The sequence below is a fragment of the Halorubrum ruber genome, from assembly GCF_018228765.1.
GTDB classification, from domain to species: Archaea; Halobacteriota; Halobacteria; order Halobacteriales; family Haloferacaceae; genus Halorubrum; species Halorubrum ruber.
In genome coordinates, this window is sequence record NZ_CP073695.1 from 1,746,496 (window position 1) to 1,771,790 (window position 25,295).

At 69.0% G+C, this 25,295-nt stretch carries 22 protein-coding genes and 2 pseudogenes; 13 read left to right on the forward strand and 11 right to left on the reverse strand.

What is annotated here, in order from left to right:
- Positions 1–418: 418 nt before the first annotated feature.
- Positions 419–1,045, reverse strand: a complete 627-nt coding sequence (locus J7656_RS08695; RefSeq protein WP_211553051.1) for an NYN domain-containing protein — start codon at positions 1,043–1,045, stop codon at positions 419–421.
- Between the two features lie 174 nt (positions 1,046–1,219).
- On the opposite strand from J7656_RS08695, the gene J7656_RS08700 reads away from it, so the two are divergent.
- Complete coding sequence (locus J7656_RS08700) at positions 1,220–1,474, forward strand: DUF7999 family protein (RefSeq protein WP_211553052.1); 255 nt, start codon at positions 1,220–1,222, stop codon at positions 1,472–1,474.
- A gap of 416 nt (positions 1,475–1,890) precedes the next feature.
- Here J7656_RS08700 and ilvD read toward each other — a convergent pair whose 3' ends face one another.
- The 4 genes and pseudogenes from ilvD to J7656_RS08715 all read right to left on the reverse strand — a co-directional run bounded on the left by ilvD (position 1,891) and on the right by J7656_RS08715 (position 5,637).
- Positions 1,891–3,681 carry a dihydroxy-acid dehydratase gene (gene ilvD / locus J7656_RS08705; protein WP_211553053.1) on the reverse strand — a complete coding sequence of 597 codons (1,791 nt, stop codon included), beginning with the start codon at positions 3,679–3,681 and terminating at the stop codon, positions 1,891–1,893.
- Between the two features lie 86 nt (positions 3,682–3,767).
- Positions 3,768–4,850, reverse strand: coding sequence for a type I restriction enzyme HsdR N-terminal domain-containing protein (locus J7656_RS08710; protein ID WP_211553055.1), 1,083 nt, complete (start codon positions 4,848–4,850; stop codon positions 3,768–3,770).
- A 77-nt stretch (positions 4,851–4,927) separates the two neighbouring features.
- Positions 4,928–5,236: pseudogene (locus J7656_RS14970) on the reverse strand (MarR family transcriptional regulator).
- Positions 5,237–5,244: 8 nt separating this feature from the next.
- Positions 5,245–5,637 (reverse strand): VOC family protein, encoded by a 393-nt coding sequence (locus tag J7656_RS08715; RefSeq protein WP_026046218.1) that lies wholly within the window; start codon positions 5,635–5,637, stop codon positions 5,245–5,247.
- Between the two features lie 174 nt (positions 5,638–5,811).
- On the opposite strand from J7656_RS08715, the gene J7656_RS08720 reads away from it, so the two are divergent.
- The gene (locus tag J7656_RS08720) at positions 5,812–6,198 is read left to right on the forward strand and encodes an SHOCT domain-containing protein (protein ID WP_017343259.1); all 387 of its coding nucleotides are present in this window, start codon (positions 5,812–5,814) and stop codon (positions 6,196–6,198) included.
- 12 nt (positions 6,199–6,210) lie between these two features.
- On the opposite strand, the gene purQ is transcribed toward J7656_RS08720, so the two are convergent.
- Both purQ and purS read right to left on the reverse strand, forming a co-directional pair.
- On the reverse strand, positions 6,211–6,888 hold the full coding sequence (gene purQ / locus J7656_RS08725; RefSeq protein WP_026046217.1) for a phosphoribosylformylglycinamidine synthase I: 678 nt from the start codon (positions 6,886–6,888) through the stop codon (positions 6,211–6,213).
- 46 nt (positions 6,889–6,934) lie between these two features.
- The gene (purS, locus tag J7656_RS08730) at positions 6,935–7,186 is read right to left on the reverse strand and encodes a phosphoribosylformylglycinamidine synthase subunit PurS (RefSeq protein WP_004595793.1); all 252 of its coding nucleotides are present in this window, start codon (positions 7,184–7,186) and stop codon (positions 6,935–6,937) included.
- A gap of 179 nt (positions 7,187–7,365) precedes the next feature.
- On the opposite strand from purS, the gene J7656_RS08735 reads away from it, so the two are divergent.
- On the forward strand, positions 7,366–8,346 hold the full coding sequence (locus tag J7656_RS08735; protein ID WP_017343257.1) for a formyltetrahydrofolate deformylase: 981 nt from the start codon (positions 7,366–7,368) through the stop codon (positions 8,344–8,346).
- A gap of 118 nt (positions 8,347–8,464) precedes the next feature.
- Positions 8,465–8,653 carry a hypothetical protein gene (locus J7656_RS08740; RefSeq protein WP_211553057.1) on the forward strand — a complete coding sequence of 63 codons (189 nt, stop codon included), beginning with the start codon at positions 8,465–8,467 and terminating at the stop codon, positions 8,651–8,653.
- 64 nt (positions 8,654–8,717) lie between these two features.
- On the opposite strand, the gene J7656_RS08745 is transcribed toward J7656_RS08740, so the two are convergent.
- Positions 8,718–11,687 (reverse strand): ATP-dependent helicase, encoded by a 2,970-nt coding sequence (locus J7656_RS08745; RefSeq protein ID WP_026046216.1) that lies wholly within the window; start codon positions 11,685–11,687, stop codon positions 8,718–8,720.
- Positions 11,688–11,896: 209 nt separating this feature from the next.
- On the opposite strand from J7656_RS08745, the gene cmk reads away from it, so the two are divergent.
- Complete coding sequence (gene cmk / locus J7656_RS08750) at positions 11,897–12,511, forward strand: (d)CMP kinase (protein WP_017343254.1); 615 nt, start codon at positions 11,897–11,899, stop codon at positions 12,509–12,511.
- 30 nt (positions 12,512–12,541) lie between these two features.
- Here the strand turns inward: cmk and J7656_RS08755 are convergent, their stop codons facing one another.
- Positions 12,542–13,006 carry an MGMT family protein gene (locus tag J7656_RS08755; protein ID WP_017343253.1) on the reverse strand — a complete coding sequence of 155 codons (465 nt, stop codon included), beginning with the start codon at positions 13,004–13,006 and terminating at the stop codon, positions 12,542–12,544.
- A 132-nt stretch (positions 13,007–13,138) separates the two neighbouring features.
- Between J7656_RS08755 and trpC the strand changes: the two genes are divergently transcribed.
- From trpC to J7656_RS08775, 4 genes and pseudogenes are all read left to right on the forward strand, one after another.
- Entirely contained in the window at positions 13,139–13,975 is an 837-nt protein-coding gene (gene trpC, locus J7656_RS08760; RefSeq protein ID WP_017343252.1) for an indole-3-glycerol phosphate synthase, read from the forward strand.
- Positions 13,972–15,270, forward strand: a pseudogene (gene trpB / locus J7656_RS08765) (tryptophan synthase subunit beta); the annotation flags it as partial. The gene trpC and the pseudogene trpB, both read left to right, overlap by 4 nt.
- Positions 15,271–15,275: 5 nt before the next feature.
- Positions 15,276–16,148 carry a tryptophan synthase subunit alpha gene (trpA, locus tag J7656_RS08770; protein ID WP_211553059.1) on the forward strand — a complete coding sequence of 291 codons (873 nt, stop codon included), beginning with the start codon at positions 15,276–15,278 and terminating at the stop codon, positions 16,146–16,148.
- A gap of 89 nt (positions 16,149–16,237) precedes the next feature.
- A complete protein-coding gene (locus J7656_RS08775; protein WP_211553061.1) occupies positions 16,238–17,029 on the forward strand; it encodes a 2-amino-3,7-dideoxy-D-threo-hept-6-ulosonate synthase in 792 nt (263 codons plus the stop codon).
- Positions 17,030–17,055: 26 nt separating this feature from the next.
- On the opposite strand, the gene J7656_RS08780 is transcribed toward J7656_RS08775, so the two are convergent.
- Positions 17,056–18,618 carry an HTTM domain-containing protein gene (locus tag J7656_RS08780; protein WP_211553062.1) on the reverse strand — a complete coding sequence of 521 codons (1,563 nt, stop codon included), beginning with the start codon at positions 18,616–18,618 and terminating at the stop codon, positions 17,056–17,058.
- Between the two features lie 121 nt (positions 18,619–18,739).
- Between J7656_RS08780 and J7656_RS08785 the strand changes: the two genes are divergently transcribed.
- The 3 genes from J7656_RS08785 (at position 18,740) to J7656_RS08795 (ending at position 22,457) form a co-directional block, all read left to right on the forward strand.
- Positions 18,740–19,912, forward strand: a complete 1,173-nt coding sequence (locus tag J7656_RS08785) for a 3-dehydroquinate synthase II (RefSeq protein ID WP_211553063.1) — start codon at positions 18,740–18,742, stop codon at positions 19,910–19,912.
- Between the two features lie 750 nt (positions 19,913–20,662).
- Positions 20,663–21,280, forward strand: a complete 618-nt coding sequence (locus J7656_RS08790) for a hypothetical protein (protein WP_017343247.1) — start codon at positions 20,663–20,665, stop codon at positions 21,278–21,280.
- Between the two features lie 73 nt (positions 21,281–21,353).
- Complete coding sequence (locus J7656_RS08795; RefSeq protein ID WP_211553064.1) at positions 21,354–22,457, forward strand: sensor histidine kinase; 1,104 nt, start codon at positions 21,354–21,356, stop codon at positions 22,455–22,457.
- Positions 22,458–22,548: 91 nt separating this feature from the next.
- On the opposite strand, the gene J7656_RS08800 is transcribed toward J7656_RS08795, so the two are convergent.
- Positions 22,549–24,075 carry a carboxypeptidase M32 gene (locus tag J7656_RS08800; RefSeq protein ID WP_211553065.1) on the reverse strand — a complete coding sequence of 509 codons (1,527 nt, stop codon included), beginning with the start codon at positions 24,073–24,075 and terminating at the stop codon, positions 22,549–22,551.
- A gap of 146 nt (positions 24,076–24,221) precedes the next feature.
- On the opposite strand from J7656_RS08800, the gene J7656_RS08805 reads away from it, so the two are divergent.
- Positions 24,222–25,268 carry a threonine aldolase family protein gene (locus J7656_RS08805; protein WP_211553066.1) on the forward strand — a complete coding sequence of 349 codons (1,047 nt, stop codon included), beginning with the start codon at positions 24,222–24,224 and terminating at the stop codon, positions 25,266–25,268.
- Positions 25,269–25,295 lie beyond the last annotated feature (27 nt).

Below are 25,295 nucleotides of genomic sequence, written 5' to 3' on the forward strand. Positions count from 1 at the left end.
TCGGCGCGCGCCTCCGAGCGGCCGCCATCGGCGGCCGCGAGGAGCGCGTGCGAGGGAGTCGCGACCGAAGGGAGCGACGAGGCTGGGGAGGTGTGAGGTGCGGTGCTGTGCGTTCCCGCGAGCGAAGCGAGCGGGAGCACGGAAGTCGCAGCCCGCGCAGCGAAGCGAGCAGGAACGTCTTCCGGAGGGGCGGGACTCAAAGGGGCAGCCGGGAGGCGGGCGCAGGCGACGCAAGCACCGCAGCGAAGGAACGTAGTGACTGAGCGAGGAGCGCAGCGAGCGTGCGCCCGCCTCCCGGCTGGGGCTTTGGAGGTGTTCTCCTACAGAAGACAGTGATTCGTTTATAAATAAACGACTGAGACTTCGGAGCCGGTCGTCGTCGATCCGCGACGTATCGAATCGAACTCGACTCCCAGTGCTACTGCGTCGAAGAGGTTTCGGCAGTCGTCTCGTCCTCGTCGCTCACGGACTCGCTCTTCGTATCGCCGTCGAGCGTCACGGAGCCGTTCGCGGCGTTCCGGAGCGCGTCCGAGCGGCCGAACTCGCCGGGCGCGATGGCGAGCGTCCGGATCCCGTAGCCGTTCGCGGTCTCGACGACCGGCTTGAAATCCGTGTCGCGGGAGGCGATCGCGAGGGTGTCCATCCGGCCTTCGGCCGCGAACCGCGCGGCGTCGACCGCGAGCTTCACGTCCACGTCGCCGCTCGTGATCACGACCTCGAAGCCGCGGGCCTCCGCGGCCTGGATCAGCCCCGGCGTCGCGTGTTCGTCGAGGTAGAGCCGCGTGGTCACCAGCGGGCCCTCCGCCTCGCCGGCCCGCCGCACGTCGTCGAGGTCGACGTCGAACTCCTCGCGCAACACGTTCGGGCCGTCGACGAACAGCGCCACGCCGCCGGCGTCTACGTCCGTGACGCCGCCCGGCCCAATTTCCTCCTCCGGCCCGGCTTCGCCGTCCACGTTCGGCTCGGCGTCTGCGCTCGGCTCGGCGTTCGCGTTCGGCTCTGCGTCGGCGGTCGGCTCGCTCTCCGGCCCGTCGCCTCGGTCCATGGCGGGCCTTCGCCGTCGCCGGAGATAGGTATGGTGATTCCGCTTAACGGCGGGTCGCGGCGCCGCCCGATCGTTTCGGGACTCCAATACCTTATATCGATATTACGACTTCGGTCACGACCGTAGTGAATATACGGAGATTTGAAGTATGGTGTCCAGCAATAACGGGATAAGATGTCACAATCGAACGCGTACACCGTCATTTCCGCACAGAACGATCACGATTGTACCACGGTACGTGCCCATCCGCGCAACGAGACGTACCACGTCGTCGAGTACGCCGACGAGGACGCCCGCGAGCGCGTCGCGGACCTGCCGGTGGGCTCGGTCGTGAAGATGGAGCTGTCGCGCGCGGGCCGCCGGAGCAACGTCTGGCGCGCCGAGTCGGTCCGGACCGCACAGACCGACGGTGGGGTGAGTGAGGCGTAGATCAAGTAATTCTCGATATAGAATTCGGAATCTACCGACGGTCTCCGCGATAACTGATCGACTACGCTACGGAGAACACCTCCAAAGCCCCAGCTGCTCAGTTATAAATGTCTGATCGCAGATCGACGGTGAATACCTCCAAAGCCCCAGTCGCGAGGACGGCGCACGCTCGCTGCGCTCCTCAGTCGCTCGTTTCACTCGCTCCTTCCGGTGCTTACGTCGCCTGCGCCGTCCTCGCGACTGCCCCTTTGAGTCCCGCCCCGCACAGCGACCGCACCTCACGCCTCCCCAGCCTCGCCGCTCGCTCCCTTCGGTCGCTCGCGGCATCCCTCGCACGCGCTCCTCGCGCCCTGTCGGGCGCTCGGAGGCGCGCGCCACGGCACATTTTAAATCCGAAAAACGGCCGCTCGTCTCGTTTATAAGTCTCGCGTGAGCCGCGGGTTCGTCACCGCGCCGTCGGCGGCGGAGGCGAAGTCGCGGCCGTACTTCGCGAGGATGCCGCCCTCGTACGGCGGTTCGGGCGCGTCCCACGCCTCGCGGCGCTCGTCGAGCTCCTCGTCGGAGAGGTCTACCGTCAGGTCGCGCTCGGGGATGTCGACCGTGACGTGGTCGCCGTCCTCGATGAGGCCGATCGGCCCGCCGACGGCGGCCTCGGGCGCGACGTGGCCGATCATCGGGCCGCGGGTGGCGCCCGAGAAGCGGCCGTCGGTGAGCAGCGCCACGTCGTCCTCGTGGCCCGCGCCGACGACCGCGGCGGTGACGCCGAGCATCTCGCGCATCCCGGGCCCGCCGCGGGGCCCCTCGTTGCGGATGACGATCACGTCGCCGGACTCGATGCCGCCCGACTGGACGTACTCCATCGCGTCCTCCTCGTTCTCGAACACGCGGGCGGGGCCCTCGTGGTAGAACTCGTCGTCGCCGGTCACCTTCAGCACCGAGCCGTCCGGCGCGAGGTTCCCGTCGAGGATCTTGATGGCGCCCTCCTCCTCCTTCGGCTCGTCGACGGAGTAGAGGAAGTCCGCCTCAATCTCGTCGTCGGCCGGCAGGTCGCCCTGTTCTTCCAGCTCCGCGATCTCCTCGGCGAGCGTCCGGCCGGTCACGGTCATCGCGTCGCCGTGGAGCAGGTCGGCCTCCAGCAGGCGCCGGAGCACGACCGGCACGCCGCCGACCTCGTGGAGGTCGTTCATCACGCGGCTCCCGCCGGGCTGGAGGTCCGCGATCTTCGGCGTCCGCCGCGAGATCTCGTCGAAGTCCTCGATCGAGAGGTCGACGTCGGCCTCGCCCGCGAGCGCGAGCAGGTGGAGCACCGCGTTCGTCGAGCCGCCCATCGCGGTCTGGACCGCGATCGCGTTCTCGAACGACTCCCGCGAGAGGATGTCGGAGGGGCGGCGGTCGTTCTCGATGCAGTCCATCGCGAGCTCGCCCGCGCGCTCCGCGACCGCGTAGCGCGCCTCGTCCTCGGCGGGCGGCGAGGCGGATCCGAGCGGCGCTAACCCGAGCGCCTCCGAGAGCGACGCCATCGTGTTCGCCGTGAACATCCCGCCGCACGACCCCGCGCCGGGGCAGGCGTTGCGCTCCAAGTCGTCGAGCTCGTTGGCCTCCATGTCGCCCTGCGCGTACGTCCCGACGCCCTCGAACACCTGGACGATAGTCACGTCGCGCCCGTCGTGTTGCCCGGGCATGATCGAGCCGCCGTAGAGGAAGACGCTCGGGAGGTCCGTCCGGATCGCGGCCATCATCATCCCGGGGAGGTTCTTGTCGCAGCCCGCGACGGTCACCAGCGCGTCCATCCGCTCGCCGAAGGAGACGAGCTCGACGGAGTCGGCGATGACCTCCCGCGAGATGAGGCTCGCCTTCATCCCCTCCGTCCCCATCGAGATGGCGTCGGAGATGGTGATCGTCCCGAACTCGATGGGCATCCCGCCGGCGGCGTCGATCCCGTCGAGCGCGGCGTCCGCCACGTCGTCGAGGTGGACGTTACACGGCGTGATGTCGGCCGCCGGGTTCGGCACGCCGATGATGGGCGAGGAGAGGTCCTCGTCGTCGAACCCCATCGCGCGGAACATCGCGCGGTGCGGCGCCTTGTCCGGCCCCTCGGTCACCTCGCGGCTCCGCAGCTCCTCGCCTTTCCCGCCGGCGAATCGGTCCGTGTCCTCCCGGCGACGACGGCGCTCGTCATCGTCGGATCTTGGCTGCTGTTCGCTCATACTCGACCCTGTCGCTCGGGGCTCTTAAACGACCGCGTCGGGGCGAGGGTTGCTCGGTAGTGCGAACTGGTTCGGGGCGGACAGGATCACCACTCGCCTGTGAAATCTATGTCGACACCACAGGCGTCGGCGAAATTGCGGAGATGGCGTTTTTTGTCGCGTTTATTTAAAGATGTGTAGACGTAGTAGTCGTCACCGACCTGCCGGTACGTTCGCATCTCGTCGCCGTTCGGGTGGTTTGGCTCGTCGTTCAGCATCGCGATTTTCTGTCCGGGAACGTACGGAAGTGGCGCGTACGCATCGATCAGGCCGTGATTTTCGATGAGGAGATCCACGGTCTCCTCCATAACGTCTGACTGGCTCTCACCGCTGACGAACGTTGACCCAGTTCCGGTGATGAGTTCCACGACGTACGATCCAGATGCGTCCGACGGTCCGGTGGTCTCCACGGGGTCTGACGACTGGATATCAGCTTCACCGTCCACTCGACTGTCACTCTGATCTCGTTCCAATTCCGCGATCAGATCGTCGACGAGCGTCTTCGACAGCGACTCAGCCGGTTGGGAGACAACTTCGCCGACTCGATCGACGACCGTCTCACGGATCGAATCCGCGATGTCGTCCTTCTCTTCGGACAGCGTCGAAATCGCTTGCCGTCGCCGCTCCACTCGCTGATAAATCTCCGTCGAGGCGCCCGACTGAATCGAATCCTTCGAGAGCGCGGCGAGCATCCAATCGTTCGCGGTGAGGTCGGCGAGATCGGATTCTCCGAGACGTTCAACGTCAGGGGTAGCGCCGTCTTTTTTAAGTCGAAACACGGCGAACGTCTTTCCGTTCGTGAGCAGTCCCCAGTCAACCCACTCCTGTCGCATGTAGCTCCGTAGTTGGTTGGCGTGCGCGTCGGTAATCGTCGTGTCACAGCCTTTCGCTTCGACGAACAGCGACGGAGATCCGTCGGCGAACAGCGCGTAGTCGACCTTCTTCTTTGAAGACCCCATCTGGACCGAGTATTCCATCTCGATTTCCGTGGAGTAGAAGTCCCATCCGAGAACATCCCTTATAAATGGATCAATCAGTCGAGACCGCGTGTTCTGCTCGTCCATTTGCGGAGACGACTCGACGAGCGACAGAGAGCGTTCGACGTAGTCCGACACCGTCTCCTCGTCCATCTTTCCGAAATCTCTGGTGCGCACCCTCTTAAAAGTGAAACGTTGCTAACCGTTCAGGCGACAGCGGAGGAATACTGTCACGGAATCTCGTCCATGTCTTCCGTTTGTATCTCTTCCAAGCGTTCCTCGCCGTACTCACCGTCTGCGTTTTTGTGGTGTCGGTGGAGTCGGTACGCGGCTTGGAGTCGTTCTTTGTCATCGGTGATTGTCCAATACAACTCCTTGTGACGGACGAAGTCACGCTCTTATAATCGAGAAAGGATCGCACTGACCGCGTCCGTATCCAGATCGAGTCGATCGGCGATCGTCGCCCCCTTCCACGCACGATCGTCGTTTTCGTCGAGGAACAGTACGACCTGTTCGGTAGTATTCTGTACTTCGTCCATAGAGAGGTTCAAACCCGCGCCTTCAGTTCCACCCGGTAGCCGAACGGGTCTCGGACGTACACCGCGCCGGCTTCGCCGGTCGCGCCGAGCGGCGAGTCGAGCGTCTTCTCGACTTCCACGCCGGCCTCGGCCAGCTCGGCCTCGATCTCGTCGACCGACTCCTCGACGACGACCGCGACGTGGTCGTAGTTCGTCTTCGTCGGCCGCTCGAACTCGTCGGTCGGCCAGAGGTGGATCACGGCGGTCGCCGAGAGCCGCACGTCGAAGAACGGCTTCTCGTCGGCCGCGTACAGCGCGTCCTCGATGCCGAAGCCGAGCCGCTCGCCGTAGAACTCGCGGGCGTCGTCGGCGCCGTCCGCGGGGATCCGGAGGTTGACGTGGTCGATGTGGCGTGCCTTCACGCCCGCCCGTTCGGCGGCCGGGCGCAAAAGTCGTGCGGGGAGAAGCGACGCTCGCTCCCGCCGTTCGCCGGCGCCGATCTGCGGACGACCGACGCGTTCGACGACGGCGGAGCGGCGTCTCACGGCCTGCGAACGGCCGCGGCGTATTTAAATACAGAAATGTAACTACCACACATGATAGCCTTCGACAGCGTCGCCGTCACCCCGCTGATGGGCGGCATGGCCGGGTCGGGAATGGCAGGCGGGATGATGGGGGGTGGGACGGGCGGCGCGATGTTCGTCTTTCCCCTCGTCGCGCTGTTCGCCGTCGCGGCGCTGCTCGTCGCGGGCGTCCTCGGCGCCAAGCTCCTCGCGAGCGAGTCCGACGACGGCTCGGACCCGAGCGAACCCGACGAGGCGCCGGTCGAGCGCCTCAAGCGACGGTACGCCGAGGGCGAGCTCACGGAGGCGGAGTTCGAGCGGGCGCTGGAGCGCGAACTGGAGCGCGAGGGCACCGGCGGAACCGATGCGGGGTCACGGGCGGAGACGGAGTCGACCGGAGAAGCCGCGCGGGCCGGGTGAGCGAGGGGCGGGTCAGGCGAACGCTTCGAGGATTCCCGCGCCGTCGGTGCTGCGGCCGAGGTCCGGGAGCGTGGCGCGCTCGGGGTGGGGCATCAGCACCGCGACCGTCTCGCGCTCACCGAGGACGCCCGCGACGTTGTCGGTGGAGCCGTTCGGGTTGGCCGCGTCGGTGACGTTGCCGTCGGCGTCGCAGTAGCGGAAGAGCACGCGGTCGTCCGCGACGAGGTCGGCGTGGGCGTCCTCGCTTATCTCGAAGCGCCCCTCGCCGTGGGCGATGGGGACCTCGATCACGTCGCCCTCGTCGTAGGCGGCGGTCCACGGCGTGTCCGCGCGCTCGACGCGCAGGTGGACCGGCTCGCACTGGAAGCGCGCGGAGGCGTTCGTGGTGAACGCGCCCGGCGTCAGCCCGGACTCCGATCCAATCTGCGCGCCGTTACAGATCCCGACCACGGGAACGCCGTCGTCGGCCGCCGCGCGGACGTCTTCCATAATCGGCGCGCGAGCCGCCATCGCGCCGGCGCGGAGGTAGTCGCCGTAGGAGAACCCGCCAGGGAGGACGATCCCGTCGGGGTCGGCCGGGAGGCCGTCCTCGTGCCAGACGCGCTCAGCGTCGACGTCGAGGTGGTCCAGCGCGCGGACGGCGTCGCGGTCGCAGTTCGAGCCGCCGAACTGAACGACGGCGACCGTCACGCCGCCCACCTCGTGCGGGCGGCCGCAACGGCCGAATCGACGACCGTCATCGCTCCGCGACCGCGACGTCGTAGTCGTGGATTGTGGGGTTCGCGAGCAGCCGCTCGGCCATCTCGTCGGCGCGATCGGCGGCCTCGTCGGCGTCGGCGGCGTCGAGGTCGACCTCGAACCGGTCCGCCGAGCGGAGGTCGGACAGCTCGAACCCGAGCCGTTCGAGCGCCTGCTGGGTCGTCTCGGCCTCCGGGTCGAGGACGCCCCGCTTCAGCCGGACCGTCACCGTCGCCGTGTACGCGGTCATACCCGTTGGTGCGGAGTCGTGTGTAAAAACCGTTTTGGAACGACGTTTATACACACATACGTGGATATATTTTGGTCGTTCGTGCGGGAGGCAGGGACCGCACGGAACGAAAGGGGCAAACCCCTCCGCCTGTTGAGGGGGTGTATGCAGCCGTTCGAACCCGCGGAGGTGATCGTCGCATGACCCGCGAACTGACCGAGATCACGGTCGTCGGAGGAGACAAGACCGGACTCATCGCGCGGGTCACCTCCCTGCTGTTCGAGCGGGGAATCAACATCGAGGACCTCGATCAGGCGGTCCGCGAAGGCGTCTTCCGGATGACGACCCGCGTCGACGCGTCGGAGATGGAGACGTCCCGGGGCGAGCTCCGCCGCGCGCTCGCTGAACTTGGTCGCGAGCTCGACGTCGACATCCAGGTCCGCTTCCCGAGCGACCGCGACGCCCGCCGCGTCGCGCTGCTCGTCACGAAGGAGACGCACGCGCCCGAGGCCCTGCTGGAGGCCGAGGCCAACGGCGAGCTGGCCGACGAGGGCGCGGAGGCGGAGATCCCCGTCGTCATCGGCAACCGCGGCGACCTCCGCTCGCTCGCGGAGCGGTACGACAAGCCGTTCTACGACGTGGGCGACGGCAACGGCAACACCGACGAGGGCCGCCTCCTCGACCTGCTCGCGGAGTACGACGTTGACCTCATCGCGTTGGCCCGCTACATGCGCATCCTCTCGCCGGAGGTCGTCTTCCGGTACGAGGGCCGGATCATCAACGTCCACCCCTCGCTGCTGCCGGCGTTCCCCGGCGCGGAGGCGTACCGGCAGGCGAAGGACGCGGGCGTCCGCATCGCGGGCGTCACCGCCCACTACGTCACGACCGACCTCGACCAGGGCCCGGTCATCGCTCAGCGCGCCTTCGACGTGCCGCCGGGCGCCGACGTCGACGAGATCAAGCGCCGCGGGCAACCCCTCGAAGCCGAGGTGCTGCTCAACGCCGTGCGACTTCACCTCGCGGATGCCATCGCGGTCCACCGCGGCACCGTCCACGTGCGCGAGGACGCCGACGTCGACGCCCAGTTCGGGCTCAGCGACGCCGCTATCGACGCGAACCCCGACGAGCCCGTCGACGGCGAGCCGCTCGGCCGATCCGCCGTGTCGCCCTCGGACGACTGAGCGGCCGCGACCGAGTCGGACGACCACGCTAACTCGGCTCCCTTCACCGACTCGGTCGCTCCACCGGCCCGCCGCTCTGCCGGCTACTTTTAAGCGAACGCGTGCGCAACTGTGGACAATGACCGGGCGTCGCCCGCGGACGGAGTTCCTCGCGGACACCGCCGTGGTCGTCCGCAGCGACGAGCGGTTGGTCCTGCTGTTCCTCCTGTTGCTGTCGATCGCGGCGCTGGTAGTCTTTCTCCACTACACGACGCTGATCTTGGACGGGCTCCCCGATCCGCTCCCGACCGAGCCGATTCGGCCGTGATACGCCGTCTCAGTCCGGTCAGCGGTCCGCGGCCGGTTCGGCGTCGCGGTCTCCGACGTCGCGGTCAGCGGTCCGCGGCCGGTTCGGCATCGTGGTCTCCGGCGTCGCGGTCAGCGGCCTCGTCGCTCCCGGCGCTCCGCGGCGCCTCGCCGATCTCCTCCATCACGCGGGCGTGGAACTCCCGAAGGACGGCCGACTCGTCGTCGGCGATGACGGTGTCGGAGTCGACGAGCGTCGCCAGCCCGAACGCGAGCGGGCTCGGCGAGTCGACGACGCGGTGTTTCACGGAGAGGTCGCCGCTCGCGATCCGTCCGACCGCCTCGCGGATCCCGTCGACGTCCAGCCGGTCTTCCAGCAGCTCTCGATACGTCTCCTCTAACACCGCGAACTCCTCCAGGTCGGCCGCGAACGACAGCAGCATCTCGGCGGACACCTGCTGTTCGGCGGCCGACTTCTCGTACCCCTTGTACCGCTTCAGGATGAGGAGCGCCCGCCCGGCGTTGATCCGGAAGTAGCGCTGGAGGAGATCCGTCCCCTGGACGGCGTCTCGGAGGTCCTCGCGGACGGTCTCCGAGTCGAGGTCGGCGAGGATCTGTGCCACGTCGACCTTGCGGTTCAAGGGGAGCGCGAGCGAGAACCCGCGGTCCGCGACCGCGACCGCGACGTTGGCGTCTGTCCGGTTCGCGACCGCAGCCGCGACAAGCCGGGAGAGGCCGTCGTTGAACCGGCGGCCGTAGACGGAGTGGACGTAGAAGCGGCGCTTGTACTCGTTGCGGTCGAGTTCCTCCTCGACGACGATGCGGTCGGGCGTCGATACGCTCTCCGGGCCCGCGTACCGGACCTGCTCGTCGTACATCCGCGCGAGCGCGCGGACCGCGTTCCCGTCGAGGGGGAACTCGCGGAGCCACGCGCGGACCGCTGCCGGGCCGGCGCTCGGGTCGTCGCCGGCCAGCCGGTCGAGGAGTTCAGCTTGGAACGCCAACACCTCGCGGGCGAGGTCCGCGGACAGCGGGAGGCGCTCGGCGAACCACGAGGGGACGGTCGGGCGCTCGCTCGTGCGGTCGACGTACACCTTCGAGCCGCGTCGGTAGCGGAACGCGAACCGCTCGCCGCCTAAGGCGAACACGTCGCCCGACTCCAGCGTGTCGAGGTACGACTCGTCGAGCGTGCCGACCCACTCGTCGTCGCGCGTGAACACGTCGCAGGTGAACGAGTCGGGGATCGTCCCCACGTTCGTCATGTAGATGACCCGCGCGAGCCGCCCGCGCTTCCCGACGAGCGTCTCGCCGACCGGGTAGTCGGGGTAGTGGTGCTCGCCGTCCGGCGGGTCGTTGGCGTCGCGCCACACCTTCGGGTAGACGTTCTTCTCTTCGAGGCCGTCGTAGTCGCCGGTGAGGTACCGGAACAGCCGCTCGTAGGCCGCGTCGTCGAAGCCGCGGTACGGGTGCGCCCGACGCAGCACCTCCCGGACCTCGCGGTCGGGCCGGACCCGGTTTATCGCCATCCCGTAGACGTGCTGGGCGGCGACGTCGTAGGCGCCCTCGGGCGGGAACACGCGGTCGACGAACCCGTCCTCGGCGCGCGCGAGCAGCGTCGCGCACTCGATCAGCTCGTCGCGGTCGAGCGCAAACACCCGCCCTTCGACGGTCTCGCCCGGGCTGTGGCCCGCGCGCCCGACGCGCTGGAGCAAGGCGGCGACCGACTTCGGCGAACCGACCTGAACCACGAGGTCGAGGTGCGGCATGTCGATGCCGAGCTCCAGGCTCGTCGAGGTGGTGACCACGTCGAGCTCGCCCGACTTCAGCCCCTCCTCGACGCGCGTGCGCTGGGCCTCGCCGAGGCTCCCGTGGTGACAGCCGGAGTCCGACTCGTCGTAGTCGAACCGCTGGCGGAGCTCCTGAAGCGTGCGCTCCGCGCCCGACCGGGAGTTCGTGAACACCAGCGTGTTCTCGTGGGACTCGATCAGCTCGCGGAGCGACTCGTAGAACCGATCGGTCACCGCCGACCGCGGCGTGTGGATCAGGTCGGCGGCGGGCGTCCGGAGTTCGAGGTCGAACTCGCGGGCGAACCGGGCGTCGACCACCTCGCAGGGGCGCGTCTCGAACCCGTCGACGTCGCCGACCTCGCCGTCGACGCGCTCGCGCCCGACGAGGAACGAGGCGATCCCGTCGAGCGGTTCGACGGTGGCCGAGCAGCCGATGCGGGTGATCTCGGTCTCTCCGTCCCGCTCACCGTTCCGCGCCAGCTCGGTCAGCCGCTCCAGCGACACGGAGAGGTGCGTGCCGCGCTTGTTCGCGGCCAGCGAGTGGATCTCGTCGACGATCACGTACTCGACGGTGCGGAGCTTCTCCTTGAACTTCGGCGAGTTGAGCAGGATCGCCAGCGTCTCCGGCGTGGTGTTGAGCACGTGCGGCGTCTCCGAGAGCATCGCCTGCCGGTCCGCCTTCGAGGTGTCGCCGTGGCGGATCGCCTGCCTGACGCCGGGGTCGTAGGGGTCTTCGTCGTTGTCGGACTCGCCGGCCGCGTCGGCGTCGCTCGTCGAGTCGCCGTCGCCTCCCTCCGCCGCGGCGACCGCGTCGCCGATCCCGGCCAAGGGCGCCTCCAGGTTGCGCTCGATGTCGTTCGCGAGCGACTTCAGCGGCGACACGTAGAGGCAGTAGACGGAGTTCTCCAAGTTGCCGGCGCGGTCGCGGGCGAAGAGGTCGTCGAGGACCGCGAGGAAGGAGGCGAGCGTCTTGCCGCTGCCCGTCGGCGCGGCCACGAGACAGTTCTCGCCGTCGTTGACGTGGGGGATCGCCTCGCGCTGCGGGGGCGTGAAGAAGCCGCCGTTCTCGCCGACGTACTCGCCGAAGCGCTCGACCCACCAGCGCCGGACCGGCGGCGAGAGCCGCGCGAGGACGTCAGCGTCCGCGATCGGCACGGTCTCCGGGTCGAACTCGGGGTCCGGGATCGCGCCGCATTCGACCGCGTCTCGGAGGAGGGCCCGCGCGGCCGCCTCGTCGCTCCGGTCCGTGGTCTCGCTCACGACGTTCACGAGGGCTCGGGGAGGGAAATCCGTTGCGTCGGTTCCGCGGACCTTCGCGCAACCGACCCCTTGTCCGTCGGTCCCGCGGAACTTCCCGCGACCGACCCCTTGTCCGTCGGTCCCGCGGAACTTCCCGCGACCGACCCCTTGTCCGTCGGTCCCGCGGAACTTCCCGCGACCGACCCGTTTATCCGGCGGCCCTCCGTGGCGAGACACGCATGAGCGGCACCTCGCCGGAGCCCGACAGACGGATCGACCGGAACCTGTTCGTCACCGTCTCCGGCCCGCCGGGCTGCGGGGCCACGACGCTCGTCGAGGGCGTCGCCGAGGCGCTCGACTGCGGCTACGTCTCCGGGGGTGAGCTGTTCCGCGAGATCGCCGCCGAGCGCGACATGAGCCTCTCGCAGCTGATCGCGGAGACCGGCGAGTCCGAGGAGATCGACCGCGCGCTCGACCGCCGGCTCCGCCGGATCGCCGAGAAGTGGGGCGCCGCGAACAAGGCGTTCGTGCTGGAGTCGCGGCTCGCGGGCTGGATCGCCGGTAACCGCGCCGACATCCGGATCTGGCTCGACGCCCCCGACGAGGTCCGCGCGGACCGCACGGCCGCCCGCGAGGAGATGACCTCGGAGATGCAGGTCCGCGAGGTCATCGAGGAACAGCGGTACAAGTCCTACTACGGCATCGATCTGTCCGACCGCTCTATCTACGACCTCGTCATCAACACGGGCCGGTGGGACCAGGAGGCGACGCTGGACCTGGCGCTCACCGGGATCGAGGGGTACGACGTCACCGCCGACGAGGGGGCGTTCGACACGCCCGACTTCGATATCTGAGCGCCACGTTCGGTTCGGGACCGACCCGATTTATAACCCTTCCACGCGCCGGAACGCGCTCCGGACGTCGCCCGGCGTCGCGTACGGCCCGCCGCTCACACGGTGGTCCGGCAGGAAGATGGGGATCGGGTTATCGTCGAGCGCGCCGGTCACGGTCTCTAAGTCGTCCGGGTCGTCGGGATCGAACCCGCCGAGCCGCGCGAGCCGGCTCACGGAGACCTCCTCGCCGTACGGCACGCTCCGGAGCGACTCCAACACCTCCCGCTGGTCGGTCGGCACGGTGAGGCCGAGCGCCACCTCGGCGAACTCGTCGCGCTCGCCGCCGAGGTACGCGTCGATCCGGTCCAACAGGTCGTGGTCGCCGTCGGCATCCCCCGGCGGTTCGGCGGGGAACGACACCGAGATGACGCGACCGCCGGCGAAACCTATCTGGACTGTCCGGTCGATGACGTCGAACTCGCGGGCGAAAACGCCGGACGTGCCCGATACACTCATACCCTTCATTGGGAGGGTCGCTTACTTAAAATGCCTCCCGCGAGACCGGTTCGCGCCGCCGGCCGGGAGCCGAGCGGATCGGTCCGGTCCCCCGCAAGCCTTATGAACAGATACGTACATTAGTGTATAGTAATGGACGATCCAGACGAGCTGGCGCCGGCGGTCAGGTCGATCCTGTCCGCCGCACGGGACCGCGCTGACGCGGCCGCGGGGGCCGGAGAGGCCGTCTCGGTCTCGCCCCGCGACCTCTCGGCGGCGTTCGAGCGGGCCGAGGCCGACGGGCGCGTCCCGGTGATCGCCGAGGTGAAGCCGACGAGCCCGACGACAGAGGGGAGCCGTGAGGACGACCCCGTCGCGCTCGCGGAGGGGATGGTCGCCGGCGGGGCGGCCGCGCTGAGCGTGCTCACCGAGCCGGAGCACTTCGGCGGGAGCGTCGACACGCTCGAACGCGTGCGCGACGCCGTCGACGTGCCGGTCCTCCGGAAGGACTTCGTCGTCGAGGAGGCGCAGTTGGACGCCGTCGAGAGCGACGTCGTCCTCCTGATCGCGCGGTTCGTCGGCGACGATCTCCCGGACCTGCTCGCGGCCGCCCGCGACCGCGGCTTTCAGGTCCTCGTCGAGGTCCACGACCGGGAAGAGTTAGAGCGCGCGCTCGACGCGGGCGCGACGACGATCGGCGTGAACAACCGCGACCTCGCGGAACTCGTCGTCGACCTCGGAACCTTCGAGTCCGTGGCGCCCCACGTCCCGGACGACGTCACGCTGATCGCGGAAAGCGGGATCGGCTCGCCCGCGGACGTCCGCCGGATGCGCGCGGCGGGCGCCGACGCCCTGCTCGTCGGCAGCGCGATCATGGACGGCGACGTGGCGGCGAACACGCGCGAACTGGTGCGGGCGGAGGCGGACGAGGACGAAGACGCGGACCCGAGACTCGACGACACGACTGACACCACGGAGACACCCACATGAGCGAGACCGAATCATCGACGAGCGAGGTTGGAGAGCTTTCGCGACGGCCGGGCCGCGAGCGCGGCCGCGACGACGGGAAGTTCGGCCGCTACGGCGGCCAGTACGTCCCCGAGGCGCTGATGCCCGCGATCGAGGAGCTGACCGACGCCTACGAGCGCTACGTCCTCGACAACGAGGACGGGTTCATGGACGAGTTCCGCGAGCGCCTCGCGGACTTCGGCGGGCGACCGACCCCGCTCCAACGCGCCGATCGGCTCTCGGAGCGCTACAACACGGAGGTGTACCTCAAGCGCGAGGACCTCCTCCACGGCGGCGCGCACAAGCTGAACAACGCCCTCGGGCAGGTCCTCCTCGCGAAGTACATGGGCAAAGAGCGCATCATCGCGGAGACCGGGGCCGGCCAGCACGGCACCGCGACCGCGATGGCGGCGGCGCACCTCGACATGCCCTGTACGATCTACATGGGCGAGCGCGACATCAACCGCCAGCGCCCCAACGTGTTCCGGATGAAGCTCAACGGCTCGGAGGTGAAGCCGGTGACGACGGGCCGCGGCACGCTCAAGGAGGCCATCTCCGAGACGATGCGCGACTGGGCTGAGACGGTCGAGGACACCCACTACGTGATCGGCTCGATCGTCGGCCCGCACCCGTTCCCGGTGATGGTCCGCGACTTCCAGGCGGTCATAAGCGAGGAGGCCCGCGAGCAGGCGATCGAGAAGACCGGCGGGCTCCCGACCGACGTGGTCGCCTGCGCCGGCGGCGGGTCGAACACGATGGGCGCGTTCGCCGACTTCGTCGACGACGAGTCGGTCGCGCTGCGCGCGGTCGAGGCCGGCGGGTCCACGCTCGAAGTCGACGAGGAGGCGGGCGTCGCCCCGAACTCTGCGTCGCTGTACGCCGGCGAGGAGGGGGTGCTCCACGGCGCCCGGACGAAGCTCCTCCAGGACTCCGACGGGCAGATCATGGAGAGCCACTCCGTCTCCTCCGGGCTCGACTACGCAGGCGTCGGCCCGGAACTCGCGTACCTCGTCGACGAGGGGCGCGTGGAGCCGGTCGCGGTCGACGACGACGACGCCTTAGAGGGGTTCCACCGGCTCTCGAACACCGAGGGGATCATCCCCGCGCTGGAGACCGCGCACGCGTTCGGTTACCTCGAAGAGCACCACGAGGAGCTGGGCGAGCGCGTGGTCGTGAACGTCTCCGGGCGCGGCGACAAGGACCTCGACGCCGCCATCGAGGAGACGGACCAGCGGGACCTGCCGAACGCGCCGGACATGTCGATGTTCACGGGGGGATCTGAATGGCGGACCGGAGCGCGGAGCCGGCGACGGGCAACTCCGAGGCCATCGCGGCCGCGTTCGCGGACGGCCCCGCCTACGTCCCGTACCTTGTCGTCGGCGACCCCGACTACGAGTCGTCGATGGCGTACGTCGAGGCGCTCGACCGCGGCGGCGCCGACGTGATCGAGCTCGGCCTCCCCTTCTCCGAGCCCATCGCCGAGGGGTCGACGATTCAGGAGGCCCTCGTCCGCTCGCTCGACGCGGGGATGACGCCCGAGCGGTTCTTCGCGTTCGCCGAGGAGGTGGACGTCGACGCCGCCTTAGTGTGTATGACGTATTACAACCTGATCTATCAGTACGGTAGCGAGACCGGCCCCCGACCGTTCGTCGAGCGGGCGGCGGCCGCGGGGATTCAGGGGCTCGTCGTCCCGGACCTTCCGGCGGAGGAGGCCGACCCGCTGCGCGAGGCCTGCGACGAGTTCGGGCTCGACCTCGTCTTCATCGTCGCGCCGACCACGCGCGGCGACCGACTGGACCGCATGATGGAGAACGTCTCCGGATACGTCTACGTCCAGGCGCGGCTCGGGACCACCGGCGCGCGCGACGACGTCTCCGACCAGACGACGGAGAGCCTCGACCGGCTCCGCGAGTACGACGTGCCGAAGGCGGTCGGGTTCGGCATCTCGTCGGGCGAGCACGCCGAGCGGATCGTCGCGGGCGGCGCCGACGGGATCATCGTCGGGTCGGCGCTCGTCGACGTCGTCGCCGACGGGGTCGAGAACGACCTGTCGACCGAGGAGGTGGCCGACCGCCTCGAAGCGCTCTCCCGCGAACTGAAGGACGGAGCGGAGCGCGGCTACCGCTCGCGGACCGAACCGGTCGAGTCGGCCTGAGCCGCTCGCCCCGAAACGAACCAATACGTCCCCGAACGAAACCGACTTACCTCCGATTGCCACACTCTCACACAACGACCCACCTCACAATGACAGCAGGACTCTCGGCACGACTCGACCGCATCTCCACGAACGACCGATACCTCATCGTCCCGATGGACCACGGGATCACGATGGGCGCCGTCGAGGGGCTCGTCGACATCGAGTCGACGATCGACGGCGTCACGAGCGGCGGCGCGGACGCGGTGCTCACCCAGCGCGGGATCGCGCCCCGCGTCCACGAGAACAAGAACGACGCCGGCTACATCGTCCACCTCAACGGGTCGACGACGATCGGCCCCGACGAGAGCGACAAGCGCGTCACCGGCACGGCCGAGGACGCCGTCCGCGCGGGCGCCGACGCCGTCTCCTTCCACATCAACGTCGGCTCGGACCACGAGCCGGACCAGATCGAGGAGCTGGCGGAGCTGACGGCCGACGCCGAGCGCCTCGGGCTCCCGGTCCTCGCGATGGCGTACGCGCGCGGTCCGAGCGTCGACGAGAGCGATCCGGAGGCCCTCGGACACGCCGTCCGGCTCGCCGAGGAGCTCGGCGCCGACGTGGTGAAGACGGGCTACTCCGGCGACGGCGACTCCTTCGAGCGCGTCACGGAGTCGACCCGGCTCCCGGTCGTCATCGCTGGCGGCTCGAAGGGGACCGACCGCGAGACGGTCGAGATGGTTCGCGGCGCCATGGACGGCGACGCGGCGGGCGTGTCGATGGGGCGGTCGATCTTCCAGCACGACGACCCCGAGGGAATCGCGCGCGCCGTCTCCGCGGTCGTCCACGACGACGCCGGCGTCGAGGAGGCGCTCCGGGCGGGCGGATTCGTCGAGGCGTAACGGGTCAATCGCGCTCGGGATCCGCGTCAGCAGGCGACGCGCACTCGCTCCTCCGCGTCCGGTTCCCCGACCGGGCCGGTCGCGTCGACGGGCTGCTCGACGTGGAAGACGGTCACGGACTCCAAGTCGCGGTCCGACCGTTCGCAGGCGTACGACGCCACCGGTCGATACTGCGACTCGGCGGCGTTCTTCATTCTGAAGCCGAACTGATGCCAGAGAGTGGACGGATACGTCTCCGCCGCGTCCGGCGGCCGGTCGTACGAGACCGCGCCGCCGTCGCGCAGGTCGATCGTGTCGCCGGATTCGAGCGTGCCCGCGACGACGTACCAGCCCGAGGCGTCCGGGGGGTTCGGCGCGAAGAACGACCAGCTCACCTCCGACAGCTGTCCGGTCGACTCCTGTGCGGGGAGGTCGACGAGCCCGACCCCCGCGGCCTGCCACCACACGAGCGCGAGGAAGAAGCCGACGAGCAGCGCGGCGGCTCCCGCCCTGATCCCGCGGCGGGTCCGCGACGGGGTCGGGGACGGGGTCCGTGCGTCGGTCCCGCCATCGCTCCGGTGCGGCCGATCGGTCTCCGCGAGCCCCGTAGCCTCGGAGGCCCTCGACGCGACGGCCTCGACGCGGTCCCACGCGCCGGGCGGGAGGAACAGGAGCAGGATCGAACTCATGACGAACGGGAACACCGCGAGCCGCATCGTCGCGGCCATGCCGAGGTGCGCGGAGATGAACGCAAGGGCGAGCGCGGTCCTGTGCCGCTCGGTCGCGACGACCAGCAGAGGGGAGACGGAGAGGAGCGCGATCCAGAGCCAGTTGGTCGCGGTGAGGGCCGCGGTGTACTCCGAGACGAGCGGCCCCAGCCCGACGGTGAACTCGCCCAACTGGAAGATCCGCGGGACGGCGGTCCCCGACATCCACGAGTCGCTCCGGTACTTCGAGACCGCGTTCGCCGCGTATATCGACACGAGCGTCAGGAGGGTGACGGCCGTGCCGAGCGAACAGATCCGCGGGTCACCGGCGTCTCCTCCCCCGGCGCTCGCGCCTCCGTCGGCGTCGGTTCGCCGTTCCTCGTCTTCGCCGCCGCTCCGGCGGCCGGCACCGAGCGACCAGCGGGCGTCGAGCGGGAGGAAGAGGCTCAAGAACAGGAACGCGACCAGCACCGTGTTCCCGCCGTTGAGCACGTACGGGTTCCGCGCGTACAGCGACGCGAACAGGAGGGCCGAGAGGCCCGCGGCCGCCCGCGTGCGATAGCCGACTAACAGGCAGACGGCGGCGACGGCGGCGACCGCGAGCAGCCCCGTCTGTACTCGCGCCGATCCGGACATCGCGTAGAGGGACGCGCGCTCCAACAGCGGGTAGACCTCGGCGAGCGTCGATCGCGGGAGGACGCCGTCGTCCGTGTAGAACGTCCGCACCGCCGGAAGCCGGTAGATCAGCAGGTCCGCGAGGAGCACCAACGCCACCGCGATCCGGAACGCGCCGAGCGCCCGCGGGTCGATCCCGAGGTGGGGCCGGGCGCGTTCGCGGAGGGACTCGCGCGCCGCGGCGTACCGGGACCCCGCGTCCGAGAGGCGCTGGCTTGGTTGCGTCATGCGGGAGTGTATGTCAGACGATACTATCTCACCGATAAGTGCTTTGTCGTCTGCCGGGCCGACGCCCGCAACGCACGACCCTTTCGCAGTTTTCAAGCCGGCGCGCCGTGAGGTTTCGACAATGACACGCACGGTCTGGGTCAAAGCCGACGGGGACGTCGGTGACTGGGAGGCGCGCAAGCGACGGGTCACGACGGCCATCGAGGCCGGCGCGGACTGGGTGCTCGTCGACGAGGACGACGTCGGCCGGGTCCGCGAACTGGGCGACGTGAACGTGGCGGCGTTCCGCTCGGACGCCGACGTGATCGACGACGCCGAGAGCGACGTGGAGGCCGACGCGTACTTCGTCGGCAAGGGCGGCGAGGGGGACGGGACGGTCTCGATGCCGGACGACTTCTCCGGGTCGGCGGACCTGACCACGCTGCGCCGCCGCGACGACCGCGCACAGGGCGCGTACGTCCGCGTCCTCGGCACCGAGTACGAGGAATTCGCTGAGGCAGCCGCCGACGAGGCCGATTTCACCGTGGTCATCGGCGAGGACTGGTCGATCATCCCCTTAGAGAACCTCATCGCGCGGGTCGGCGATGAGACCCACCTCGTCGCGGGCGCGACGACGGCCGCGGAGGCCCGGACCGCGTTCGAGACGCTGGAGATCGGCGCCGACGGCGTCCTCCTCGACACGGACTCGCCCGACGAGATCCGCGGCGCCGTCGAGGCCCGCGACGCGGCCGACCGCGAGACGCTGGACCTCCGGCACGCCGAGGTGACCGAGGTCGAACAGACCGGGATGGCCGACCGCGTCTGTATCGACACCGGGTCGCTGATGGACGACAGCGAGGGAATGCTCGTCGGCTCGATGTCGCGCGGGCTCTTCTTCGTCCACGCCGAGACCGCGGAGTCGCCGTACGTCGCCTCGCGACCGTTCCGCGTGAACGCCGGCGCGGTCCACGCGTACGTCCGCAACGCCGAGGGCGGCACCAACTACCTCGCGGAGCTGTCGAGCGGCGACGAGGTCCAGGTCGTCGACACCGACGGCCACACCCGCGAGGCGGTCGTGGGCCGGGTGAAGATCGAGAAGCGCCCGATGTTCCGGATCCAGGCGGAGATAGAGACGGAGGACGGGACCGACCGGATCGAGACGCTCATCCAGAACGCCGAGACCGTGAAGATCGCCACGAGCGAGGGGCGGAAGGCCGTCACCGACGTCGAGCCCGGCGACGAGGCGCTCGTCTACTACGAGGACGTCGCGCGCCACTTCGGCGAGGCCGTCGAGGAGAGCATCATCGAGAAGTAATCGGGGTCTCGCGACCGGAGGGCGCTGTTAAACTTCTCTTTATAAACACCGACATGCCTGAAACAGCCGATAGCTGAAGCGTGCTTCTCGATCGGTTACGGGAGTGAGTATCGCAGATCGCCGGCCGCGATGTCGTATTTAAATGACGGTGAGCGGCGGCGACGAGGGGTTATAAAAGGGATGCGGTGGCGCGCCTGCGAGCGGCCGGAGCGAAGCGGAGGCCGCGAGCCAGCCCGCGAGGGACGCCGCGAGCGGAGCGAGCGGCGAGGCTGGGGAGGCGTGAGGTGCGGTCGCTGTGTGGGGCGGGACTCAAAGGGGCAGCCGTGAGGGCGTCGTAGGCGACGTAAGCACCGCAGGGAGCGAACGGAGTGAGCGACCGAGGAGCGTGGTTCGAGAGAGCAAAGCTCTCTCGTCATCACGAAAGGCGCTTCGCGCCTTTCGAACGACAGCGAGCGTACGACGCCCTCACGGCTGGGGCTTTGGAGACACTCGCCGCGGTGGCGTCAGTCACTTATAAACAGCCGACAGCAACACCGCACTCTGGTTTATAAACGACCTCACTCACGACATACTACACCTACTCCCGCTATCGCTCATCTCTTCCTCTGTACTGAGCGATCGAGAGCGGTCAACTACCAACTACGGGTACTCAACAGTGTACTGGGGTGGTGAGCACGTGGTCACCGCTGAGAACCGGCTGCGATCGTGTCGACCAGAACGCATTTGACGGAGACTCGGGATCCGGCGTCCATGGCTGTCGCTGACGAAGGTAGCCGTCACGTCGCTGAGTCGGGATTCGTCGAACGAGTTCGCCACCTCGCGGACGCCGCGAACCCGGCGTTCGCGGCCGGGAGCTTCCTCGTGCCGCTGGCGTTCCTCGCCGCGAGCCTCGCGCTCGCGAGCACCGAGCTGCTCTTTTACACGCACGTCGCCGCCGGCGCGGTGTGGTTCGGCTTCGCGCTGATCTTCCCCGCGATTATCGGGCCGACGCTGGGCGGCCTCGACGAGGAGGCGTCGGCCGCGGTGAACAGGACGCTGATTCCGAAGGCCGTCTTCTTCCTCGTCGGCTTCTCGCTGACGACGGTGCTCTCCGGGACCGTCCTCCTCACGCCCGACCTCGGGCTCGGCTACGGCTTCGGCGGGATGTGGTCGGGGCTCGCGCTCGGCCTCGGCTGGGGGCTGTTCGCGTTCGGGTTAGCGGTCCCGCACCGGCTCCAGCTCAGCGCGTACTACGAGACGCTGTCGCCGGACCCGGACGCCTCGCGGCTCGAATCGATCGAGAAGAAGAACCTCGTCGTCGGGCTGTTCGAGGCTGCGGTGATGCTCGCGCTGATTGTCCTGATGACCGGGTTCCGGCTGGGCGTGTGACGGGCCCTGTGGTCCTCCGGAGGCACCGCCGGAACCTGTGACATTCATTACCTCGCGTTTCCAGTACGACACCATGGGACGACGCCGCGCCGCCGTCATCGAGACGCTCCACGACGTCGCGACCACGATCCAGACCGAAGAGACGGTCACGGACGTCTGCGAACGGACCGTCGCGGCGGCGGCCGACCTCCTCGATTTCAACCTGTGTACCATCGTGATTCGGGAGGACGACTGGCTCGTCCCGTACGCGACCTCCGCGGACGCGCCGTCGGACGGCAGCCAACGGATGCGCGTCGACGAGGGACTGGCCGGCAAGACCTACCAGACCGGGGAGTCGTACACCGTCGCCGAGGTCACGCCGGACGACGAGACGGTGCCGGCCGACGCCTCGTACCGGTCCGGGATCAGCGTGCCGATCGGCGAGCACGGGGTGTTCCAGGCGGTCGAGACGACGACGGGGGACTTCGACGACGACGACATCGAGCTGGCGGAGCTCCTCGTCAGTCACACCGCGACCGCGCTGGACCGGCTCGACCGTGAGCGGGAGCTTCAGCGGCAGAACGAGCGGCTCGACCAGTTCGCGTCCGTGGTGAGCCACGACCTTCAGAACCCGCTCAACGTCGCCACGGGCCGGCTGGAAATCGTTGCCGAGGAGTGTTCGAGTCCGCACCTCGACGCGGTCGCGGACGCCCACGGGCGGATGGAGCGACTCATCGACGACCTGCTGCTGTTCGCGAAGATGGGGTCTGAGACGCTCTCGCTCACGACGATCGATCTCGGAGGGCTCGCCGACGACTGCTGGGACCCGCTGGCGACGTCGGCGGCCACGCTCACAGTCGAGTGCGACCGCGACGTTCGCGCCGACCCCGACCGCCTCCGACAGCTCCTCGAGAACCTGTTGAAAAACGCGCTCGATCACGGCGGCGACGACGTCTCCGTGACGATAGGCGAGCTGGCCGACGGCTTCTACGTGGCCGACGACGGCCCAGGCATCCCGCCCGACGACCGCGGGGACGTGTTCGCCGCGGGCTACACCTCCGACGCCGACGGGACCGGGTTCGGCCTGTCGATCGTTTCGCAGATCGCCGACGCCCACGAGTGGGACGTCGAGATAACGGAGAGCGCGTCCGGCGGAGCCCGGTTCGAGATCCGGGGTGTCGACATCGTCGAATCGTGAGACGGCGAGTCGACGTCTTCGAGCCGTGAGGCGGCGAGCCAACCTCGTCGAGCCGTGAATCCGCGAAGCGCGGTCGTTCGCTCGCGTCCCGTTAGATCCCGTACAGCTCGCCGTACTTCTCGTCGACGTAGTCGAGGAACGCGTCCGCCGAGAAGTCCTCACCGGTCGCGCGCTTCACGAGCTCGTTCGTCTCGTAGCGGGAGCCGTGTCGGTGGATGTTCTCGCCGAGCCACTCTTGGAGGTCGCCGAACTCGCCGTCGGCGATTTTCCCGTCGAGGTCGTCGATGTCGTCCTCCGCGGCCTCGAACAGCTGGGCGGCCATCACGGAGCCGAGCGAGTAGGTGGGGAAGTAGCCGAAGTTGCCGTGGCTCCAGTGGATGTCCTGGAGGCAGCCCTCGCTGTCGGTGTCGGGGCGGATGCCGAGGTACTCCTCGTACTTGTCGTTCCAGACCTCCGGCACGTCCTCGACGTCGAGGTCGCCGCGGATCAGGTCGCGCTCGATCTCGAACCGGATGACGATGTGGAGGTGGTAGGTGAGCTCGTCGGCCTCGACGCGGATGAGGTTATCCTCGTACACCTGGTTGAACGCCTCGTAGGCGTCCTGAACCGTCGCCTCCTCGGTCTGCGGGAAGTGCTCCTGGAAGATCGGGAGGAACTCCTGCCAGAACGCCTTGCTGCGCCCGACGTGGTTCTCCCAGAGGCGCGACTGCGACTCGTGGACCGAGAGGTCGCGGGACTCGCCGAGCGGCGTGCCGAACTGCTCCTGCGGCAGCCCGAGGTTGTACTGCGCGTGGCCGTACTCGTGGATCGTCGAGCCGACGGCGCCGAGCGGGTCCTCCTCGTCGAACCGGGTCGTCACGCGACAGTCGAACTGGTTGCCCGAGGTGAACGGGTGCGAGGAGACGTCGAGCCGACCGCGGTCGAAGTCGTAGCCGACGAGCTCCAAGGCGTCTCGGGAGAGCGCCTCCTGCTCGTCCTCGGGGAAGGTCCCCTCGAAGGTGTCGACCGCGAGGTCGACGTCGGACTCGCGGATCTCGTCGATCATCGGGACGAGCGCCTCGCGGAGCTCCGTGAGGATCGACTCGGCGCGCTCCATCGAGAGGCACGGCTCGAACTCCTCGAAGAGGACCTCGTAGGGGTCGCGGTCGGGGTCGATGTGCTCGGCGTACTCCCGCTTCAGCTCGACGTGCTTCTCCAGGTACGGGGCGAACGTCTCGAAGTCGTCCTCGGCCTTCGCCTCCTCCCACGCCTGGAGCGCCTCGGAGCCGGTCTCGGAGATCTCCTCGACGAGCTCGACGGGGACGGCGTCGGCGCGCTCGTACTCGCGGCGGACCTCGCGGACGACCGCAGCCTGCTCGTCGGTGAGGTCGGCGTCGTCGAGCTCGTCGAGCAGCTCGCCGGTCTCGTCGTCGGTGACCATGTCGTGGTGGACGGAGGAGAGCGCCGAGAGCTGCTTCGATCGAGCGGGGGTACCGCCCTCGGGCATCATCACCTGCTGGTCCCAGCCGAGGACGCCGGAGGCGCTGCCGACCGCGTTCCACCGCTGGACGCGGTCGAGGAGGGCGTCGTAGGCGTCCGGTGCGTCGGCTGCGTCGTCTGGCGCGGCTTCCGTTGCCATACGCCACGGATCGGCCGCTGTCGTTAAATAGGGACCGAACGCGGAACCGGGTGGATCGGCCTCGGGACCGTCGGAAACGGTCGGTCTCCGAGGGCGTTCGCCGAGCGCGGGATATATGCCCGCCGCCGCGGAACGGCATACAACCGATGTCCGACGACGACTTCATCGACCTGCGGTCCGACACCGTCACGGCGCCCTCGGACGAGATGCGCGACGCGGCCGCGACCGCCGAGGTCGGCGACGACGTGTACCGCGACGACCCGACCGTCAACGAGTTAGAGCGGCGCGCCGCCGACGCCGTGGGGACCGAGGCCGCGCTGTACGTCCCCTCCGGGACGATGGCGAACCAGATCGCGGTCCACGCGCACACGGAGCCGGGGCAGGAGCTCCTCTTGGAGCGCGAGTCGCACATCTACCGCTGGGAGCTGGCGGGCGCGGCCAAGCTCTCCGGCGTCCAGACGCGGACGATCGACGCCGGCGACCGCTGCGTCCCGACGCCCGACGCGGTCCGCGAGGGGCTCGTCGACGAGGACCTCCACCGCCCCGGGACCGGGCTCCTCTCTCTGGAGAACACCCACAACTACCGCGGCGGGGTCGCGGTCCCCGTCGACCGGATCGCGGCCGCCGCCGAGGCCGCCCGCGACGCCGACGTGCCGGTCCACCTCGACGGCGCGCGCGTCTTCAACGCCGCAGTCGCGCTCGGCGTCGACGCGAGCGAGATCGTCGCCCCCGCCGACAGCGTCACCTTCTGTCTCTCGAAGGGGCTCGGCGCGCCTGTCGGCTCGATCCTCGCCGGCGACGAGGACTTCGTCGAGGACGCGCGCCGCGTCCGCAAGCTGTTCGGCGGCGGGATGCGGCAGGCCGGCATCATCGCTGCGCCCGGCATCCGCGCGTTAGCGAACGTCGACCGCCTCGCCGAGGACCACGCCAACGCGGAGCGGCTCGCGGCCGGGCTGGACGCCATCGACGGCGTCGACGCGCCCGCGCCCGACACGAACATCGTCGTGGCGCACACCGAGGACGCCGGGGTCCCGGCCGAGTCGCTCTACGCGGCGTGTAAGGAGGCCGGCGTCGGCTGCGTCGAGTTCGCGGACTACACGACGCGGTTCACGACTCACCTCGACGTCGACGAGAGCGACGTCGACGAAGCGGTCAAGCGGATCGCGGCCGTCGTCGACGACCTCCGGGACTGAGCGACGCCGTTGGCGTGCGTCCGCCTA